The organism is Acidocella sp. C78 (assembly GCF_907164655.1).
Genome location: NZ_CAJQZK010000082.1, coordinates 1 through 17,784, shown reverse-complemented (window position 1 = coordinate 17,784; position 17,784 = coordinate 1). Strand labels below are relative to the sequence as shown.

The window sequence follows — 17,784 nt, the reverse complement described above, 5'->3', positions numbered from 1 at the left end:
GATCAGGCCCCCTCGTAGACGACTTCGAGCGACGGCCGGTTCAGCACGTCAGAGCCGCACATGTCCGCGAGGCTGGCGGGGTCCAGTACCACCCCGCGGCCCACCGCGTCGCCCTTGAACAGGCCGAGCAGCGCGTCCTGGCTCAGCGGCGTCGGGCGGATCGGCGGCGCCTCGGCCACCTGCACGCCGAGCGCCTCGAACAGCGGCGACCAGCGCCCGCCGGGCCGCCCGACGATCTCGTAATTCGCCGATTTGCGGCGGATATCCTCATCCGCCGGAATCGCGGCCAGCACCGGAATCCCCGCCGCCTCGGCGAAGGCCTGCGCCTCGCCGGTGCCGTCATCCTTGTTGATCACCAGCCCGGCGACGCCGACATTGCCGCCGAGCCTGCGGAAATAATCCACCGCCGAGCAGACATTGTTGGCGACATAGAGCGATTGCAGGTCGTTCGAGCCGACCACGATCACCTTCTGGCACAGATCGCGGGCGATCGGCAGGCCGAACCCGCCGCAGACCACATCGCCCAGGAAGTCGAGCAGCACGTAATCGAAATCCCACTGGTGAAAGCCCAGCTTGTCGAGCAGCTCGAACCCGTGGATGATCCCGCGCCCGCCGCAGCCGCGCCCCACTTCCGGGCCGCCCAGCTCCATGGCGAACACGCCGTCGCGCTTGAAGCAGACATCGCCGATCTCCACCGCCTCGCCGGCGGCCTTGCGGCGCGCCGAGGTCTCGATGATCGTCGGGCACGACTTGCCGCCGAACAGCAGCGAGGTCGTGTCGCTTTTCGGGTCGCACCCGATCAGCAGAACCCGCTTGCCGAGCTGCGCCATCGAATACGACAGGTTGGCGAGGGTGAAACTCTTGCCGATCCCCCCCTTGCCGTAGATCGCGATGATCTGCGTCTTCTTCGCCGGATTCGCGCTCGCGCCAATCTCGGTATCGGGAGCCGTGCGGCCGGCGCTTGCGTTCATGTCATGTCTCTCCAGTCGATGAGCAGTTTGAGGCAGGAATCGTCGTCGAAGGCGGCGGCATATCCCTCCGCCGCGTCCCCCGCCGGCACCCGGTGCGTCACCAGACCGGACAGGTCGAGCCGCCCCGCCGCGACCAGCGCTGCGACATCGGCGAGGTCCTCCGGCCGCCACTGCGCGGCAACCGAAATCCGCGCCTCGCGCAGGAAGGCCGGGGGAAAGGCGAAGCCGAGCGGCGCGGCGTAGAACCCGGCGAGGGTGATCATCCCCCCCGGCGCGAGATGGCCGATCAGCAGATCGAGAATTGCGGAATCGCCCGAGGCGTCGATGATCGTGCGATAATCCCGTCGCGGATCGTCCGCCGCGGCCCGCACCTCGTAGCCTCGCGCCCCGGCGAACCGCGCTGCCCTGGTTTCCCAGACCACCGGCGCGCCGCCATCGAGCGTCGCGAGGCGGGCGATCAGCCGGCCGAGAACGCCATGCCCGACGATCAGCTCCGGCGCTCCGCCGGCAACCCTGATCGCATGGCGAGCGGTCGCCGCCAGCGCCAGCAGGGTCGCGTCCTCGCCGAGCGCGGCGGGAACCCGGACCGCCCGCTCGGCCGGCACCACCAAATGTCGTGAATCCGCGCCGAACAGCGCGCGCAGTTCGCCAAAGCAGCGCGCCCCCGGCACGAACACCGTCTCGCCCAGCCGCCCGCGCGCCTCGCGCCCCGCCGCGACAATCGTGCCCGTCGCCTCGTAGCCCGGCACCAGCGGATAGCCCATGCCCGGAAAGGGCGGCATCTCGCCGGTGAAAATCAGCTTCTCCGTGCCGGTGCTCACCCCCGACCACGCCACCTCGACCACCACATCCGTGGCCGCTTGCGGATCGAGCCTCACCCGCCGGAGCGACAGGTCGAACGGCCTTTCGATGATGATGGCGAGACTGTCGAGCAAGGCACGTCCCCTCTGGAGTGCCGCGAGCCGTGCGGTCGTATTGTAAATGTCAGCTTACAAGTACAAAATAAAATGTCAATCTAAACTTACAGTCAACGCGTCTTTTGTCGCGCGCGCTCACCCGGCCCGCGCCGCGATCAGCCCGGTCAGCAGCGGCTGCGGCGTGGCGATCTGCCGCGCCCCGGTAAAGCCGGCGCGTTCCGCCATCGCGGCAAGCTCCGCCGCCCGCCGCGCCCGGCCGCGCCCCATCGCCAGCAGATAGAACCCGAAATACGCATCGCCCACCGGCGCCGCCCCCGCCGCGGCGGCCAGCGGCTCGGCGATCAGCAGGGTCGCGCCCGGTTGCAGGCAGGCGCGGACATTGCGCAGGATCGCCGTCGCATCCGCGTCGTCATGATCGTGCAGCACCCTGACGAGGGTGGCGATGTCCGCCCCCTCCGGCAGCCGGTCGGCGCGCATGTCGCCGCCATAGGCGCGGGCCGGGGCGCCGGCCCGCCCGGCCAGCCCCGCGCGGGCGAAGCGGGCCCGCGCCAGCGCCGCCACATCCGGCAGGTCGAACAGCATCAGCTCCAGGTCCGGCGCCCGCGCGGCGACCGCCTCGAGAAACCTTCCATCGCCGCCGCCGACATCGAGAATCCGCCGGTGCCGGCGGAAATTCCAGGCGGCGAGAATCCCCGCGGCGACCATCGGCTGCGAGGCCGCCATCAGCTGCGAATAGGCCGCCGCCCGCGGCGCGTCGCCGCCCTCATACGGCCAGAACCCGGCAAGGGTCGCATCCGTCTCGCCGCGCAGCAGCCCGACCGGATCGGCGAGGTCGCGATAGAGCAGCGCATGATGCCGGACCATCGCCGCGATGCCCGGATTGGCCAGCAGCGCGGCACCCAGCGGCCCGAGCGCCACGCTCGCGCCATCGGTCTCCAGCAGCCGCAGCGCCGCCCCCGCCCGCGCGAGCCGCAGCATCGCCGCGGGCGCGAGGCGGCAGCGCGCGGCCAGCCGGTCGAGCGGCTCCGCCCCCGCCGCCAGCAGCGCGAACAGGTCAAGCTCGACACACGCCGCCAGCGTCTGCGAATAGACGAAGCCGGCGCACAGATCGAACAGCGCCCGCGCCTCCCGCCGCGCCACGAACCGGGTCGGCGGAAAACGCGCCGCAACATCCTGGAAGGTGCCGTTCGCAAGCAGCCGGTTGCGCAGATCCCGCCAGCGCCGCCGCCAGCCCGACACCGGCGGAACACCGGCGCGCACGGCGCTCGCCGTCACCGCGCGCGCCTCAGGCCGCCGCGCGCGCCAGCCCCTTGGGCACCAGCCGCTTCGCCTCCTGCACGATCAGCGCACGCAGCGCCGCCACCCCCGGACAATCGGGGATGGACGCCGCGGCGCGCTCCGCCACCTCGTCCAGCAGATCGAGCGCGCCCTCGATGCCGAAGCGCCGCACGGCACTCGGCCGGTGCAGCGCGTCGTCCCGCCCGACCGGCTTGCCGCACGAAGCCGCATCCCCGGCAGCATCGCAGAGATCGTCGGCGATCTGATAGGCATCGCCCAGATTGTCGCCCAGCGCCCGCCACGGCAGCGGGTCCTCGCCCGCGCTCGCCGCCCCGGCCATCGCCGCCGCCGCGAACAGCGCCGAGGTCTTGGCCCGCTGATAGCGCGCGAGATCCACCTCGTCCTCGCTCTCCCAGGCCTGACCGGCGACGATGCCGCCCGGCATGCCCACCGCCTCGGCGACGATCCCGCTGAGCGCGACAACCGGGCCCGGCTGCACCGCGCAGCCGAGGGCGAGGGTCTGGAACGCCAGCACGATCAGCGCATCGCCCGCGAGCACCGCGATCGGCGCGCCGAACGCGGCATGCACCGAGGGGCGGCCGCGCCGCGTCGCCGCATCGTCGAAACAGGGCAGGTCGTCATGCACGAGCGAGGCGCAATGCAGGAATTCCAGCGCCGCCCCCGCCGCCACCGCCGCGTCGAACCGGTCGGCCCCGCAGGCGGAGGCCACCGCGAGGCACAGCCGCGGCCGCACCCGCGCGCCGCGCGGAAACACCGCGTGCCGCATCGCCGCCGCCAGCTTCGGCGGTCCGCCGCCGGTTTCGGCCCGCAGCATGGCCGTGGTGAGGGTGGATTCGATGAGCGACATGGCATCCATGACGGACCTCCGATGGTTAAGCCGTGTGTCACTTTTTATTGTCGCTTTTAACTGTGCGATCTGGTTGACACTCCGTCAAGTATTTTCGGATACTCGGCCGCTATCGGAGGACCCCGCGATACCCGCACGAGACCCATCGACCGTCCTGATCATCGGCGCCGGCATGGGCGGCCTCGCCGCTTCCATCCGCCTCGCCGCCGCCGGCCGGCGCGTCACCGTGTTCGACCGCGCGGCAGCACCCGGCGGCAAGCTGCGCGCCGTCACCGTCGCCGGCCGCGCGATCGATGCGGGGCCAACCGTGGTCACGATGCGCCACGTGTTCGACGACCTGCTGCGCGCCGCCGGCACCAGCCTCGCGGCCGAGCTTCGCCTCGCCCCGCTCGATGTCATCGCCCGGCATCACTGGCAGGACGGCACCCGGCTCGACCTGCGGCAAACCCCGGCCGCGAGCGAGGCCGCCATCCTCGCCGCCTTCGGCCCGCGCGCCGCCCGCGAATTCGCCGCCTTCTGCCGCCGCAGCGGCGCGCTCTACGATGCGCTCGACGCCGCCTTCATGCGCAACCCGTCTCCCGGTCTCCTCGCCCTCGGCCGGCGCACCGGCCTCGCCGGCCTGCTGGCCCTCGGCCGCGCCTCGCCCTTCGCCAGCCTGTGGTCGGTCCTCGGCAGCCGCTTCACCGATCCCAGGCTGCGCCAGCTCTTCGCCCGCTACGCGACCTATTCCGGCGCCTCGCCCTTCGCCGCGCCGGCGACGCTGATGCTCATCGCCCACGCGGAACAGCGCGGCGTGTGGACGATCGAGGGCGGCATGACGATGCTGGCCGCCGCGCTGATGCGCGCCGCCAGCCGCCACGGCGCGCGCTTCCGCCTCGGCGCGCCTGTGGCCGAGGTGCTGACCGATGGCGGCCGCGTCAGCGGCGTCCGCCTCGCGGATGGCTCGGAGGTCGCCGGCCGCACGGTCATCGCCGCCGGCGAGATCGGCGCGATCGGCGCCGGCGGCCTCGGCGCCGCCGCCCGCGCCGCCCTCGGCCGCGCCGCCGCCGCCCCGCGCTCGCTCTCGGCGGTGACCTGGCAGGTCGTCGCCCATGCGCGCGGCTTCCCGCTCAGCCACCACAACGTGTTCTTCAGCCGCGACTACCCCGCCGAGTTCGCCGCCCTCGCCGCCGGCGCCCTGCCGCCGGACCCGACCATCTATGTCTGCGCCCAGGACCGTGGCGGGCAGGCGCCCGGCGAGCGGCCCCGCGGCGCCGGCGCGGAACGGCTGCTGGTGCTGGTCAACGCCCCGCCGCTCGGCGACAATGCCATGCCGGACGATGCCGCGACCGCCGCCTGCTGGGCCCGTGTGCGCGCCCGCCTCGCCGCCGCCGGCCTCACGCTCGACATCGTGGGCAGTGCCGTCACCGGCCCGCCCGGCTTCGAACGGCTGTTCCCCGGCGCCGGCGGCGCGCTCTATGGCCGCGATCTCGCCAGCTGGCGCGATCCCTTCGCCCGCCCGCGGGCGCGCACCGCGCTGCCGGGGCTCTACCTCGCCGGCGGCTCGGCGCATCCCGGCCCGGGCCTGCCGATGGCCGCCCTCTCCGGCAGTTTCGCCGCCGCCGCCATCCTGGCGGACGCGGAATGATCCGCTTCGACCGCCCGGTCCCGCGCGGCGGCTATGCCTGGTGGTATGTCGACGCGCTGAGCGACGACGGGCGCCACGCCCTCACCCTGATCGCCTTCATCGGCTCGGTGTTCTCACCCTATTACGCCGCCGCCCGCCGCCTCGCCCCCGACGGCGCGGCACCGGAGGATTTCGTTGCCATCAACCTCGCCCTCTACGGCCCGCGGGCCAACCGCTGGACCATGACCGAGCGCCGCCGCCACAGCCTGCGGGCCGAGGCCGCCAGCCTCGTCATCGGCCCGAGCCGGCTCACCTTCGATGCCGGCGGGCTTGCGGCCGAGATCGCGGAATGGTCGAACCCCCTGCCGCGCCGGGTGCGCGGCACGCTCCGCCTCACCCCCCACGCGCTGGAGAGCGCCCTCTACACGCTCGATGCGGCGGGACGGCACCGTTGGCAGCCGCTCGCGCCCTGCGCGCGCATCCGTGTCGCCTTCACCGAGCCCGACCTCGCCTGGGAAGGCAACGCCTATCTCGACCGCAACGAGGGCGACGAGCCGATCGCCCGCGCCTTCCGGCGCTGGCACTGGTCGCGCGCGGCAACCCGGCAGGGCGCGGCCATCCTCTACCACGCGGAGCGGCGCGACGGCGGGCAGACCTCGCTCGCCCTCGCCTTCGCCGCCGCCGGCGGTGCCACCGCCTTCACGCCCCCGCCCATCGCCGCCCTGCCGGCGACGCGCTGGCGCCTCGCGCGCGAAACCCGCAGCGATGGCGCCGCCACCCTGATCGGCAACCTCGAAGACACGCCCTTCTACGCCCGCGCCCGCATCGCCGCCTCGCTCGGCGGCGAACAAGTCGAGGCCGTGCACGAGACGCTGGATTGCGACCGTCTGGTCCACCCCGCCGTGCAGTTCATGCTGCCCTTCCGCATGCCGCGCCGGTTCATCTGAGATTGAGGCAGCCGATCCGAAAGGATCAGATGATGCTCTAGGACCCGTCGCGCTCGCGGTCCCGCCGCAGGCTCCGCCGCACCGACACGAGCGACCAGATGGCCGCCGCCAGCACCAGCGCGTCGATGCCCGAAAACTCCAGAAAGGTCGCGTAATGCCCGGCCCAGGCCGCCATCACGCCGGCTCCGCCGCACCGCAGACGAGCGGGAGGCGCGCCCCGGCCGCCCTCATCCGCGCCGTGCGTTCCTCGCGTTCCAGCCGGTCGATGAGCAGGATCACCCGCGCCGCCGCCCCCACCGCCTCGCCGCCCGACGCCGCCGCATCGATCAGGAAGCGCACTTCCGGACAAGGGGAAGATGGCCCGGCAAGCGGCGCCCACAGCCCCGCGGTCGCGGCATCGGCCAGCGAGAGCGCGGCCAGCCCGAGCTTCCGCCGGCCGGAAACGCGGGTGCGCGTGGTGACCGAGTCGAGCCCGTTCGCCGCCAGGCGCCGGCCGATCTCGCGATAGATCCGCCGCGCCGCCGCAATGCCGGGCCGGCAGGCCAGCGGCAGCGCGGCGATGCCGCTTCCCGCGGCCGCATAGCGCCGCTCGGCCTCGTCGAGCAGGCGGCCGATCACCCGCGCCAGCGCCGGGCTGAATTCCGGGCGGGCGAGGAACCGCTCGGGCTCCAGCCCGGCCTCGTCCAGCCAGTCCAGCGGCAGATAGAGCCGGCGCTCCGCCGCATCCTCGCCCACGTCGCGGGCGATGTTGGTCAGCTGCATCCCAAGGCCGAGATCGCAGGCAGCAGCGAGGCTCGCCTCGTCCCGCACGCCCATCAGCATCGCCATCATCACCCCGACCGACCCCGCCACCCGCGCCGCATAGGCGCGCAACTCCGCGAGCGTCGCATAACGCCGCCCCGCCGCGTCCCAGGCCAGAGCCTCGATCAGCGCCTCCGGCAGCGCCCGCGGAATCCCGTGCGCCGCCATGGTCGCGGCAAAGGCACGATCGACCGGATCATCGAGCCGCGCGCCGCGGCAGATCGCCTCCAGCCGCGCCGATATCGCCGCAACCCCCGCCGCCTTGTCGGCGGCAAGGTCCACCGCGTCGTCGGCCTCGCGGCAGAAGGCGTAGAGCGCGGTCGCCGCGGCGCGCGCCGCCGCCGGCAGCAGCAGCGAGGCGGCATGAAAGCTGACCGAGCCGCGCCGCAATTGCGCGGCGCAGGCGGCGATGTCGGGATCAGACGAACGTATCGGCATCGGGAACCACCGTATCGAGAACCCGCGCGGTCGAGAGCACGCCCGGCACCCCGGCGCCGGGATGGGTGCCCGCGCCCACCAGGAACAGGTTGCGCACATCCTCGCTCGCATTGTGCGGGCGGAACCAGGCGCTCTGGGTCAGCACCGGCTCCATCCCGAAGCCGGCGCCCCAGGTCGAATCGTAGCGGGTCGCGAAATCCCGCGGCGTCATCACCCGCGAGGTGACGATGTGCCCGCCAAGCCCCGGCATCACCGTCTCCGCCAGCCGCCGCTCGACACGCTGGCGGAACGCCTCGGCCTCGCGCTCCCAGTCCTGGCCGCCGCCCAGATGCGGCACCGGCGCGAGCGCGTAGAAGGCGTCGCATCCTTCGGGCGCCAGCGCCGGATCGGTCGCCGTCGGGCGATGCAGATAGAGGCTCATGTCCGGCGCCAGGCGCTTCTTCTCGAAAATGTCGTCGAGCAGCCCGCGATAGCGCGGCCCCATCACGATCGTATGGTGCGGCACCTCGCCGAACTGCCGGTCGGTGCCGAAATACCAGACGAACAACCCCATCGAGTAGCGCGCCGCGGCGAGCTTGCGGTCGGTCCAGCGCCGCCGCGCCACCCCGCGCAGCAGATGGCCATAGGTAAACCCGGTGCAGGCGTCGGAGACCACGATATCCGCCGCGATCCGGCTGCCATCCGCGAGTTCGACGCCGCACGCCGCCCCCTCGCGCACGAGAATGCGGTCCACAGGCGTGTTGCAGCGGATGTGATTGCCTTGCCGCCCGATCAGCCGCGCCAGCCCGGCGACGATCGCCCCGGTCCCGCCCATCGCGAAATGCACGCCGTGCCGGCGCTCCAGATGCAGGATCAGCGCGTAGATGGCGCTGACCCGGAACGGATTGCCGCCGACCAGCAGCGGATGGAAGCTCAGCGCCGCGCGCACCCGCGGGTCGCGCACATGCCGCGCCACCAGCCCATGAACGCTGCGATGGCCGGACAGCCGCACGAGGTCGGGCAGGATGCGCGCCATGTCGGTCCAGTGGCCGAACGGGACGTGGCCGAGCCGCTCGAACCCGATCCGGTAGATCTCCTCGGTCATCGCGATGAAGCGCTCGTAGCCGGCCACATCCCCCGGGGCGAGCCGGCCGATCTCGGCGCACATCGCATCATGATGGCCGGAGCAATCGACATGCGAGCCGTCATCGAAGCGGATGCGATAGAACGGGTCGATCGGCCGCAGATCGACATCGTCGGCCATCCGCCCGCCGGCCAGCGCCCAGAGTTCCTCCAGCAGGAAAGGCGCGGTGATGATGGTCGGGCCGGCATCGAACACGAACCCGTCCTGCCGGAACACCGAGGCCCGGCCGCCGGGCTGCTCGCAGCGTTCCAGCACGGTGACGCGCCAGCCCCGCGCGCCGAGCCGGATCGCGGCGGCCAGCCCGCCGAACCCCGCCCCGATCACCACCGCATGCGGCCGCCTCGACATCGCCTCCGCTCCCACGTCCTGACGGGCGATCACGTTCATGCCGCCAGCACCCCGATCTCGCGCGCGAAACCGGCGATCTCGCCGGCCACGCGCTCGGGCGCCTCCTCATGCGCGAGATGGCCGAGACGCGGCAGCTCGATCACCCTCGCCCCGGCCACACGCCGCGCGATCTCGCGCGCGTCGGCCGGCGGGATCGAGCGGTCCGCCGTCCCCACGATCAGCAGCAAGCTGGGTGCGAGACGCGGCAGCGCCGCGGCCAGCGGTGCGAGGTCCCAGTTCGCCATCATCATCAATGCCGCCCCCGCATGGCCGCTGCGCCGCGCCAGCCGTGCATAGAATTCCGCCCCCGCCGCATCGATGCGCGATCCGGTGCCGCGCAGCAGCCGCGCCACCACCGCCTTGTCCGCCGCGTGCCAGGCGAACACGCGCGGCACCAGCGGGTTGAGCGCGAACAGCCGCGCCAGCGGCGAGAATACCTGCCCGGCAACGCCCTTCAGCGGCAGCAGCGCGCCGTTGAGGCTGACCAGGCCCGCCGGCGCGATCCGCCCCTGCAGGCACATCTCGGCCAGAATCGCCGCCCCCGCCGAATGCCCGGCCACCAGCGCCGGCCGCGCCCCGAGCGCATCGAGCAGGCCCGCGATCGCGCCGGCCATGCCGGGCAGCGACATGCGCGGCCAGAACGGCGCCGCGGTGAAACCGTGGCCCGGCAGATCCGGCGCGACGATCGTGAAATCCCGCGCCAGCAGCGGCGCCAGCCCGCGCCAGGAATGGGTCGCCGCCCCGGTGCCGTGCAGCAGCAGCAGAACCGGCCCCGCCCCCATCACCTGAACATGGAAACGCAACCCGCCGGCGGTCACGAAGCGGCTCGCCGCGCGGTTCGGCCAGTCCCGCCATCGGTCTCCCAGTCGGGCGCCTCGGCCTCGAACACCCGGTCCCACAGCGCGAGCGCGGCGCTCATGCGGCCTGCTCCGCGCGGATCGCCCGGCTCAGCGCGCGCGCATCGGCAAAGGGCAGCGGCAGGTAGCGCGCCCGCATCGCGCCGGCGAGTTCGGCGGCGAACGCGTTCGGCCGCGGCGCGGTGTCGATCAGCAGGGCGGGAATTCCATCCGCGGCGCAGGCGGACGCCGCCGCCCGCGCATCCGCCGCCGCCGCCGCGCGGCCCGGCTGGCGGTCGCGGCCGATATTCGCCCCGCCATCGGTCAGCAGCACCAGCAGCGGCCGGTTGCCCCGCCGCCGCGCGCCGAGAGCGATGTCGCGCGCGGCGTCGATCCCGCTGGCCAGCGGCGTCGCCCCGCCGCCCGGCAGCGCGGCAAGGCTCCGCCGCGCGCGCGCCAGCGCCGCGGTGGGCGGCAGCAGCAGCTCCGCGCCACGGTTGCGGAATGCCAGCAGCGCCACCTGGTCGCGCCGCACATAGCAATCGGCCAGCAGCAGTTGCACCGCGCCCTTCGCTTCCGCCAGCCGGTTCAGCGCCGACGAGCCGGAGGCGTCGACCGCGAAAATCGCCACCGAGCGGACCGGCGCCTGATGCCGGCGAACCCGGAAATCCCCCCCCAGCACGATCACCCGCCCCGGATGATCCGGCCGCTCGCGCCGGCGCAGCGCCTGCATCGGGGCGGCGGCCCGCAGCGTCTCGACGAGGGCGAGGCCATGCTCCCGCCCCGGCCGGCCGGGCCGCGCGCCGAGCGGCCTTCCATGCGCCGCCGTCGCGGCGGCAGGGGCGGCGGCGCGCCCGCCCGCTTGACCGCGGCGGCCCTGGCCGAGCAGCAGCGCGGCCAGGAGTTCGGGCGGCAGGGCGCTGCGGGCGGCGTCGAGAACCCGGTCCGCCGCCTGCTCGCCCGGCGTCTCCGGCGCCGCCGAATCCATCTCCTCGTCGCGGCCTTCCGGCGGCGGCGGCTCGGGCGGCGCGTCCTCTTCGGCCGCCGCCGGCAGGCGGGTGGCCCGATGGGCGAGCACGAGCTGCGCCGCCAGCATCGCATCCTCCTCGCCGGCGCTGCGGCGGCCGGCCAGCGCCGCGGCGGCCCGCGCCGCCCGCATGGCGAGGATCACCGGCCGCAGCGAAAAGATGCCGAGTTGCGCCGCCACATGGCAGAGCGCCTCGGCCACGCCATCGCCCATCCGCATCCGCGCCAGCCGCCGCCGCGCCGCGCCAAGCCCGCGCGATCGCGCCCGCGGCGCCGCGAGGTCGGCGGCATCGAGCGCGAAGGCCATCCGGTCGGCCAGCGCGGGGGCCAGCCGTTCCTCCGGCCCGATCCCCTCATCGAGGGCGATGGCGCCGAACCGCCCCTCCTGCGCCAGCGCCAGCCGCGCGCACAGGGCGCGGTCGAGCCGCTCGGCCATCGGCAGCACCAGCACGCCGCCCGCCGCCTCCGCCAGCAGCCCGGCCGCCATCACCCTGCGCCCGGCGGCGAGGCTCGCCGCGAGGTCGATCCCGCCCAGCAAGCGTCCGTCGTCGATCCCGGCGGGAACCCGCCGCATCGCCGCCCCCGCCGGCAGCAAAGCGCGGACATGCTCGACAAACCCGTCCCGCGCCGGGCCGAACGGCGCGCGGACCCAGATGCCCCCCAGCCCCGCCGGATCAAGACTGAACAGGGCCGCGACCACCGCCGCGCTGCGCGCCGGGCGCGGCGGCGGCATCGGGCTCATGCGGCGAACACCTCGTCCAGCGCGCGATCCACCCGCGCGCCGGCCATCGATTCATCGAGCGGATCGCGCCGCAGCCGGTGGCGCAGCGCCGCGGGGGCCACCGCCCGCAGATGCGCCGGCGTCACCGCGACCGCGCCCTTCAGCGCCGCCTTCGCCCGTGCCGCGCGCAGCAGCGTCAGCTCGCCGCGCAGCCCGTCGGTGCCGAGCGCCACGCACAGCCGGGCGGCGAGCGCCAGCACCTCGTCGGCGACCGCGACCATTGGCAGCAGCCGCCGCGCCGCGACGATCGCCTCGCGCAGCCCGGCCTCCGCCGCCGCGAAGCGCCGCGCGAAGCCGGCCGGGTCCTGCTCGAACGCGTCCCGCCGCCGCACCACCTCGATCCGCTCGTCGATATCCGTCGGCGTCCGGACCTCGACGCACAGGCCGAACCGGTCGAGCAGCTGCGGCCGCAGCTCGCCCTCCTCGGGGTTGCCGCTGCCGATCAGCACAAAGCGCGCCGGATGGCGCAGGCTCAGCCCCTCGCGCTCCACCACGTTCTCGCCCGAGGCCGCGACATCGAGCAGCAGATCCACCAGATGATCCTCCAGCAGATTGATCTCGTCGATATAGAGAAACCCCCGGTTGGCGCGGGCCAGCAGCCCCGGCTCGAACGCCTTCACGCCATCGGCCAGCGCCCGCTCGATGTCCAGCGCACCGACCACCCTGTCCTCGGTGGCGCCGAGCGGCAGATCCACCACCGGCACCCGCACCCGCTCGCGCGGCAACCGCCCGCCGACGCGCAGCACCCGGCACTCCGGGCAGAGCCGCCGCCGATCCGCCGGATCGCAGCGATAGCGGCAGCCCGCCACCGCACTCACCGCCGGCAGCAACGCCGCCAGCGCCCGCACCGCGGTCGACTTGCCGGTGCCCCGATCGCCCAGCGCCAGCACCCCGCCCAGCGCCGGCTCGATCGCCGCGATCAGCAGCGCCTCCTTCATCTCGTCCTGGCCGACGATCGCGCTGAACGGATACGGCCCCATGTCAGCGCGCCCCCAGAGCGGCGCCGAACGGGCGGTTCAGCCGCACGATCGTCAGGTTCAGCACGCCGGCGAAACCCACCCACAACAGATAGGGCAGCAGCAACAGGCTCGCCCCCGCGGCATAAGGCTGCATCGCCAGCATGATCGCCGCGATCGAGGCGAACAGCGCCACCAGCTCGGCCAGCGCCCAGTCCGGCCGCTTCAGCGTGAAGAACAGCACGCTCCACAGGATGTTCAGCACCGCGTTGAGCCCGAACAGCACCACGAGCCGCCCGGCCGCGCCGGGTGCGGGCGCGCTTTCCCAGCCGATCACGCCGGCGGCGGCGGCGAGCGCGAAAATCAGCGTCCAGACCGGGCCGAACAGCCATTCCGGCGGCTGCCAGGACGGCTTGCGGAGCTGGCGGTACCACGCGCCCAGCCGCGTCGCGAGCCCGCCGGCCAGCGCCGTCGCCGCCGCCGCGCCCGCCGCGACCAGCACCGGCTCCCAGCCGCCCCCGAGCGCGCTCATGCCCGCGCCAGCCCGGTCAGATGCGCGATGTTCTTCGCGAAGATACGCAGATGCGCCGCCGGCTTCGCCCGCACCAGCGCCTTTTCCATATAGGCCTGCCAGGTGATCGACTGCACGTCGGCGTCGCCGCAGATGGCGACGAACCGCTCCCGCCGCCGGTCGCTGGCATACCAGAAATCCTGCATCATCCCGAGCACGGCGAACACCATGCCGTGCGCCGCCATGAACCGCCGCCGCGCCTCGCGCAGCGCCCGCGCATCGCCGCTGGCGCAAAAGGCGTCGGACGCCTCGCCGGCGAGCTGCCCGCCGAGCATCGCGTAATAGATCCCCTCGCCCGAGGCCGGCGCCACCACCCCGGCGGCATCGCCCGCCAGCAGCACGTTCACCCCGTCATCCCAGCGCGCCAGCGGCTTCAGCGGCAGCGGCGCGCCCTCGGCGCGGATCGTCTCCGCCTGCCCGAGCCCGGCCTCGTCGCGCAGCGCCGCCACCGCGCCGCGCAGCGAAAACCCCTTCACCGCGCTGCCGGTGCCGATGCTCGCGGTCTCGCCATGCGGGAAAATCCAGGCGTAGAAATCGGGCGAAACCCGCGCATCGTAATAGATGTCGCACCTTTTGCCGTCCCAGCCCGCGGCCGCCGCCTCACCCGCCGCCGGCGCGCGGATCACCTCGTGATAGGCGAACACCCGCCGCGCCGCGCGCGCCGCCGGCACCATCTGCCGCGCCACCGCCGAGGCCGCGCCATCGGCGCCGATCACCGCCCGCGCCGCCACCGTGTGCCGCATTTCGCCGGCGCGGTAATGCACCAGCGTCCGCCCGTCCGCCGCGCGCTCGATGCGCTCGTGCCGCCCGGTCCGCCGCACCGCGCCGGCCCGCGCCGCCCGCGCGCGCAGGAACTCGTCGAACACGTCGCGGTCCACCATGCCGACGAACCCGTCCCCGGCAATCGGCATCGACACCTGCCGCCCGCGCGGCGAAACGATGCGCGCCCCCCGCGCGCGGGCCACCAGCAGATGATCGGGGATGTCGAACTCATGGATGAGCCGCGGCGGCACCGCGCCGCCGCAGGGCTTGATCCGCCCCGCGCGGTCGAGCAGCAGCACCGCGCGGCCGGCCCGCGCCAGCGTGGCGGCGGCCGTCGCCCCGGCCGGTCCGCCGCCGATCACCGCCACGTCGTATTCCTCTATCGCGGCCATTTCACGCTCCTCCGCCGGCGAGCGCGAAAGCGCAGACCAGCATGCCAATCACATAAAGCGTCGTCCCGGTCGCGTTGTACCAGGGGGCGCGCTCGCGCGGGCGCTGCAGCAGCCTTCCCATCAGCCCGAGCTGGCACGCCAGCAACAGCCCGACCGCGAACGCCGCGAGCGGGTGATCCCAGGCGATCATCAGCCCGATCACCACGATCTGCGGCAGCGCCATCACCACGCAGGCGAGCCGCGCCGCCGGGCCGACGCCGAGCTGCACCGGCAGCGACCTGATGCCGCTCCGCCGATCCCCCTCGACCGACTTGAAATCGTTCAGCGTCATGATGCCATGCGCGCCGAAACTGTAGAGCAGCGCCAGCCACAGCACCGGGGCGGAGGGCAGCGCGCCGCGCATCACCGCCGCCCCGGTGAACCACGGCACCCCCTCGTAGCAGAGGGCGACGGCGGCATTGCCCCACCAGCCATTGCGCTTCAGCCGCAGCGGCGGCGCGCTGTAGGCCCAGGCCGCGAGCAGGGCGAACACCGCGGCGCCGACGCCCCAGCGCCCGAGCGGGGCCGCCACCGCGAGCGACAGCGCCGTCCAGATCAGCGCGACATAAAGCCCCCAGCGCCCCGGCATCCGCCCCGAGGGGATCGGCCGGTCCGGCTCGTTGATCGCATCGACATGGCGGTCGAACCAGTCATTCACCGCCTGCGAGGTGCCGCAGACCATCGGCCCGGCCAGCACCATGCCGAGCAGAAGCTCCGGCCAGCGCCCGGCCAGCGGCGCGCCGGAGGACACCGCACCGCACACGAACGCCCAGATCGCGGCGAACCACGTGACCGGCTTGAGAAGTTCGAGACAGACCCGCGGCGCGGGCAGGGATGAAGGGGCGACGCGCAGGGGAGCAAGCGTGAGGTTCGGCTCTTTCGCTGACGCCATCGCTCCCCCTTCGGCCTATCCGGGGCTGGCCGGCGCGGCATCCATCATGCCGTAGCGCCGCAGCTTCACGTAAAGGCTCTGTCGCGACAGGCCGAGCATCTCGGCCGCCGAGGCCCGGTTGTCGCCGGTGATGTCGAGCGCCGCCTCGATCGACAGCCGCTCGATCACGTCGGTCGCCTCGCGGACGATGTCCTTGAGCGACACCCGGCCGATCAGCTCGCCGATCTGTTCGAGCGAGCGCGGCACGGCCCGCGTCGCGCTCGGGCGCATCAGCTCCGGCGTCCCCCGCCCGGCGACGTTGCGGATCGCGAAACCATAGCAGGGCTTGCCGCCGCTGGTGACCGACACCGCCGAAATCTCGACTTCGATCTCGGTGCCGAACTCGTCGCGCAAGGTGGTGGGATAGAGCCGCACGGACCCGTTCTGCCGCAGATTGGCGGTCACCACCGGCAGGTCCACGCCCGGCCGGCCGAGCCACTGCTCCAGCGAATGCCCGACGACCTGCTCGGCGGACGCCGCCTGCACCATCTCGGCGAAGGCCGCGTTCGCCGCGATCACCCGCCCGTCATGACCGGCGACGACGAAGCCATCCGGCGCGTTGTCGATCAGTTTCAGCAGATCCGCCCGGCTGTCCGCCAGCACGTCCTGCCGCACGGCGCGCGGCGCCGGCGCCAGGCGGATGAGGAAGTGCAGCCCGCCGCCCTGACGGATCACGAAGGCCGAGAGATGCGCCGGCTCCGCCTGCCCGAGCAGGCGGATCGGCGTGTCGTCGGCGCGGCCGGCCCGGCTCACCCCACCCAGCATCTGGTCGAGCGCCGCCCGGCTGCCCGGCTCCACCAGGTCGGCGACGGGCCGTCCCACCAGCTTGCCCTGCCCGTGAAACATCCGCTGCGCCGCCGGATTGGCCTCGACCACGCGCTGCGTCGCGCCATCGACCACCAGCATCGGCTCGGAGGATTTCTGGAACAGGATGCGATAGCGCGTCTCGACATGGCGCAGCCGCGAATAATCCCGCTCCAGCGATTGCTGCACGTCGATCAGCCGCTGCTGCAACACGGCGATGGTCCTGAGATCGCGCCCGAACGCGACGACGCTGCCCTTCTCGCCGATAGCGAGCGCCGAAAACAGCACCGGAACGTCGCGGCCGTCGCGGCCGGGGCAATTCACGTGCCGGTCCGAGGCGAGCGGCTGCGCGGCCTGGTCATCGCCCGCCGCCCGCAGCATCGCCGCCACCTTGTCACGGCTTTCCACCGTCACGGTGTCCGCCCAGCGCTGCCCGACCCAGTCGGAAATCTCGGCGAACTCGCGCGCGAGTCCGGCGTTCTGCACCGCGATGTCACGGATCACGCCCTTCCGGTCGACGATCAGCGCAATATCCGCCATCGTCGCAATCATCATGCCGACAATGTCCGGACTCATGCCGACGAGCCATTTGCCGGGCGATTTGAAGGCTTTCATCTCGGACCACTCTTTCAGCCGTTTGTATATATATTCGAGACGTCTGAAGTATCCTCCCTGGTGTCAACTTTCAACTACCCTGGTCGTCAATGCGCACTGACATGCGTCTCGTTCAGGGCAAAATTCAGCGCCGCGCCGCCTCGCGGTTGAGCGTCAGCCTTCCGGCCTGGCGCAGCGCGTCCTGCGCGTCGGCGGCCATCGAGTCCGCGCCCACGAACTGGCAGCGTTCCGGATAGTCGAGAAAGGCCTTGCCGCCGACCATCACATGCAGGTCGGGGTTCGGCGCGACGGCGCGCAGCGAGCGGATGATGGCGGGCAGGCCCTTCAGCCAGCGGTCCGTCGTCACCGACAGGCCGATGACGTCGAACCAGTTGCGCCGCGCGATGCCGAGCAGCACCGCGCGGGTGCTGCGCGGCTCGGCACTCACCAGCCAGCCGGCATGGCTGAACACATCCGCCAGCACCGCGATCCCGAATGTGTGCTGCTCGCCCGGCGCCGCCGCGAACAGCGCATGCCCGGCCACCCGCGCGCCTCCGCCCGGCAGGTCCGCCGGCGGCCCGCTCTCGATCAGGATCTGGTTGAGCCGCACCATGCCGAGCGTGACGGCGGCGAAATCGCAGCGGTCCTCCTCCCACAACACGCCGAGCCGGCGCGCCGCAGGGGTCAGCAGGTCGTGCAGGATCATGTCATGATCCGCCCCGCGCGCGGTGAACTGGTCGATCAGCACATGCGCGC

At 73.3% G+C, this 17,784-nt stretch carries 17 protein-coding genes; 2 read left to right on the top strand and 15 right to left on the bottom strand.

All coding sequences use genetic code 11. The features are described 5' to 3' along the window. Positions 1-2: 2 nt before the first annotated feature. From ACIDOCELLA78_RS93005 to ACIDOCELLA78_RS92990, 4 genes are all read right to left on the bottom strand, one after another. Positions 3-971 carry a chlorophyllide a reductase iron protein subunit X gene (locus ACIDOCELLA78_RS93005; RefSeq protein ID WP_201729348.1) on the bottom strand — a complete coding sequence of 323 codons (969 nt, stop codon included), beginning with the start codon at positions 969-971 and terminating at the stop codon, positions 3-5. Beyond that, positions 968-1,906 carry a chlorophyll synthesis pathway protein BchC gene (gene bchC, locus ACIDOCELLA78_RS93000; protein ID WP_201729347.1) on the bottom strand — a complete coding sequence of 313 codons (939 nt, stop codon included), beginning with the start codon at positions 1,904-1,906 and terminating at the stop codon, positions 968-970. Before bchC ends, ACIDOCELLA78_RS93005 begins: the two co-directional genes overlap by 4 nt. Before the next feature lie 117 nt (positions 1,907-2,023). After that, on the bottom strand, positions 2,024-3,163 hold the full coding sequence (locus ACIDOCELLA78_RS92995) for an acetylserotonin O-methyltransferase (RefSeq protein ID WP_249676368.1): 1,140 nt from the start codon (positions 3,161-3,163) through the stop codon (positions 2,024-2,026). A 10-nt stretch (positions 3,164-3,173) separates the two neighbouring features. Beyond that, positions 3,174-4,043: a polyprenyl synthetase family protein gene (locus ACIDOCELLA78_RS92990; RefSeq protein WP_201729346.1), complete on the bottom strand. Its 870-nt coding sequence runs from the start codon at positions 4,041-4,043 to the stop codon at positions 3,174-3,176. Positions 4,044-4,161: 118 nt separating this feature from the next. Here ACIDOCELLA78_RS92990 and crtD point away from each other — a divergent pair, with 118 nt between their 5' ends. Beyond that, entirely contained in the window at positions 4,162-5,661 is a 1,500-nt protein-coding gene (crtD, locus tag ACIDOCELLA78_RS92985) for a 1-hydroxycarotenoid 3,4-desaturase CrtD (RefSeq protein WP_201729376.1), read from the top strand. After that, positions 5,658-6,587, top strand: a complete 930-nt coding sequence (locus ACIDOCELLA78_RS92980) for a carotenoid 1,2-hydratase (RefSeq protein ID WP_201729345.1) — start codon at positions 5,658-5,660, stop codon at positions 6,585-6,587. The genes crtD and ACIDOCELLA78_RS92980 overlap by 4 nt, the downstream gene beginning before the upstream one ends. A 37-nt stretch (positions 6,588-6,624) precedes the next feature. On the opposite strand, the gene ACIDOCELLA78_RS92975 is transcribed toward ACIDOCELLA78_RS92980, so the two are convergent. The 11 genes from ACIDOCELLA78_RS92975 to ACIDOCELLA78_RS92925 all read right to left on the bottom strand — a co-directional run. Further along, a complete protein-coding gene (locus ACIDOCELLA78_RS92975; RefSeq protein WP_201729344.1) occupies positions 6,625-6,765 on the bottom strand; it encodes a hypothetical protein in 141 nt (46 codons plus the stop codon). Then, positions 6,762-7,826 carry a phytoene/squalene synthase family protein gene (locus tag ACIDOCELLA78_RS92970; RefSeq protein ID WP_249676363.1) on the bottom strand — a complete coding sequence of 355 codons (1,065 nt, stop codon included), beginning with the start codon at positions 7,824-7,826 and terminating at the stop codon, positions 6,762-6,764. The genes ACIDOCELLA78_RS92975 and ACIDOCELLA78_RS92970 overlap by 4 nt, the downstream gene beginning before the upstream one ends. After that, on the bottom strand, positions 7,807-9,336 hold the full coding sequence (crtI, locus tag ACIDOCELLA78_RS92965; protein ID WP_201729343.1) for a phytoene desaturase family protein: 1,530 nt from the start codon (positions 9,334-9,336) through the stop codon (positions 7,807-7,809). Before crtI ends, ACIDOCELLA78_RS92970 begins: the two co-directional genes overlap by 20 nt. Continuing rightward, on the bottom strand, positions 9,333-10,154 hold the full coding sequence (gene bchO / locus ACIDOCELLA78_RS92960; protein ID WP_249676361.1) for an alpha/beta fold hydrolase BchO: 822 nt from the start codon (positions 10,152-10,154) through the stop codon (positions 9,333-9,335). Before bchO ends, crtI begins: the two co-directional genes overlap by 4 nt. Positions 10,155-10,251: 97 nt before the next feature. After that, the gene (locus ACIDOCELLA78_RS92955) at positions 10,252-11,940 is read right to left on the bottom strand and encodes a magnesium chelatase subunit D (protein WP_201729342.1); all 1,689 of its coding nucleotides are present in this window, start codon (positions 11,938-11,940) and stop codon (positions 10,252-10,254) included. Then, entirely contained in the window at positions 11,937-12,959 is a 1,023-nt protein-coding gene (bchI, locus tag ACIDOCELLA78_RS92950) for a magnesium chelatase ATPase subunit I (RefSeq protein ID WP_201729341.1), read from the bottom strand. Before bchI ends, ACIDOCELLA78_RS92955 begins: the two co-directional genes overlap by 4 nt. Before the next feature lies 1 nt (position 12,960). Next, positions 12,961-13,467 (bottom strand): TspO/MBR family protein, encoded by a 507-nt coding sequence (locus ACIDOCELLA78_RS92945; RefSeq protein WP_201729340.1) that lies wholly within the window; start codon positions 13,465-13,467, stop codon positions 12,961-12,963. Continuing rightward, the gene (locus ACIDOCELLA78_RS92940) at positions 13,464-14,660 is read right to left on the bottom strand and encodes a geranylgeranyl diphosphate reductase (RefSeq protein WP_201729339.1); all 1,197 of its coding nucleotides are present in this window, start codon (positions 14,658-14,660) and stop codon (positions 13,464-13,466) included. The genes ACIDOCELLA78_RS92945 and ACIDOCELLA78_RS92940 overlap by 4 nt, the downstream gene beginning before the upstream one ends. Before the next feature lies 1 nt (position 14,661). Further along, positions 14,662-15,591: a chlorophyll synthase ChlG gene (gene chlG, locus ACIDOCELLA78_RS92935; RefSeq protein WP_201729338.1), complete on the bottom strand. Its 930-nt coding sequence runs from the start codon at positions 15,589-15,591 to the stop codon at positions 14,662-14,664. Positions 15,592-15,606: 15 nt separating this feature from the next. After that, positions 15,607-17,010 (bottom strand): transcriptional regulator PpsR, encoded by a 1,404-nt coding sequence (gene ppsR, locus ACIDOCELLA78_RS92930; RefSeq protein ID WP_249676357.1) that lies wholly within the window; start codon positions 17,008-17,010, stop codon positions 15,607-15,609. Positions 17,011-17,173: 163 nt separating this feature from the next. Then, the coding region (locus tag ACIDOCELLA78_RS92925) for a B12-binding domain-containing protein (protein WP_201729336.1) at positions 17,174-17,784 on the bottom strand (611 nt) is incomplete at its 5' end.

Coding starts and splice junctions, on each gene's coding strand:
- crtI (WP_201729343.1), bottom strand. CDS start 9,336: ATGAACGTGATCGCCCGTCAGGACGTGGGAGCGGAGGCGATGTCGAGG.
- ppsR (WP_249676357.1), bottom strand. CDS start 17,010: ATGAGTCCGGACATTGTCGGCATGATGATTGCGACGATGGCGGATATT.
- chlG (WP_201729338.1), bottom strand. CDS start 15,591: ATGGCGTCAGCGAAAGAGCCGAACCTCACGCTTGCTCCCCTGCGCGTC.
- ACIDOCELLA78_RS92970 (WP_249676363.1), bottom strand. CDS start 7,826: ATGCCGATACGTTCGTCTGATCCCGACATCGCCGCCTGCGCCGCGCAA.
- ACIDOCELLA78_RS92945 (WP_201729340.1), bottom strand. CDS start 13,467: ATGAGCGCGCTCGGGGGCGGCTGGGAGCCGGTGCTGGTCGCGGCGGGC.
- ACIDOCELLA78_RS92980 (WP_201729345.1), top strand. CDS start 5,658: ATGATCCGCTTCGACCGCCCGGTCCCGCGCGGCGGCTATGCCTGGTGG.
- bchI (WP_201729341.1), bottom strand. CDS start 12,959: ATGGGGCCGTATCCGTTCAGCGCGATCGTCGGCCAGGACGAGATGAAG.
- ACIDOCELLA78_RS92955 (WP_201729342.1), bottom strand. CDS start 11,940: ATGAGCCCGATGCCGCCGCCGCGCCCGGCGCGCAGCGCGGCGGTGGTC.
- ACIDOCELLA78_RS93005 (WP_201729348.1), bottom strand. CDS start 971: ATGAACGCAAGCGCCGGCCGCACGGCTCCCGATACCGAGATTGGCGCG.
- ACIDOCELLA78_RS92940 (WP_201729339.1), bottom strand. CDS start 14,660: ATGGCCGCGATAGAGGAATACGACGTGGCGGTGATCGGCGGCGGACCG.
- ACIDOCELLA78_RS92990 (WP_201729346.1), bottom strand. CDS start 4,043: ATGGATGCCATGTCGCTCATCGAATCCACCCTCACCACGGCCATGCTG.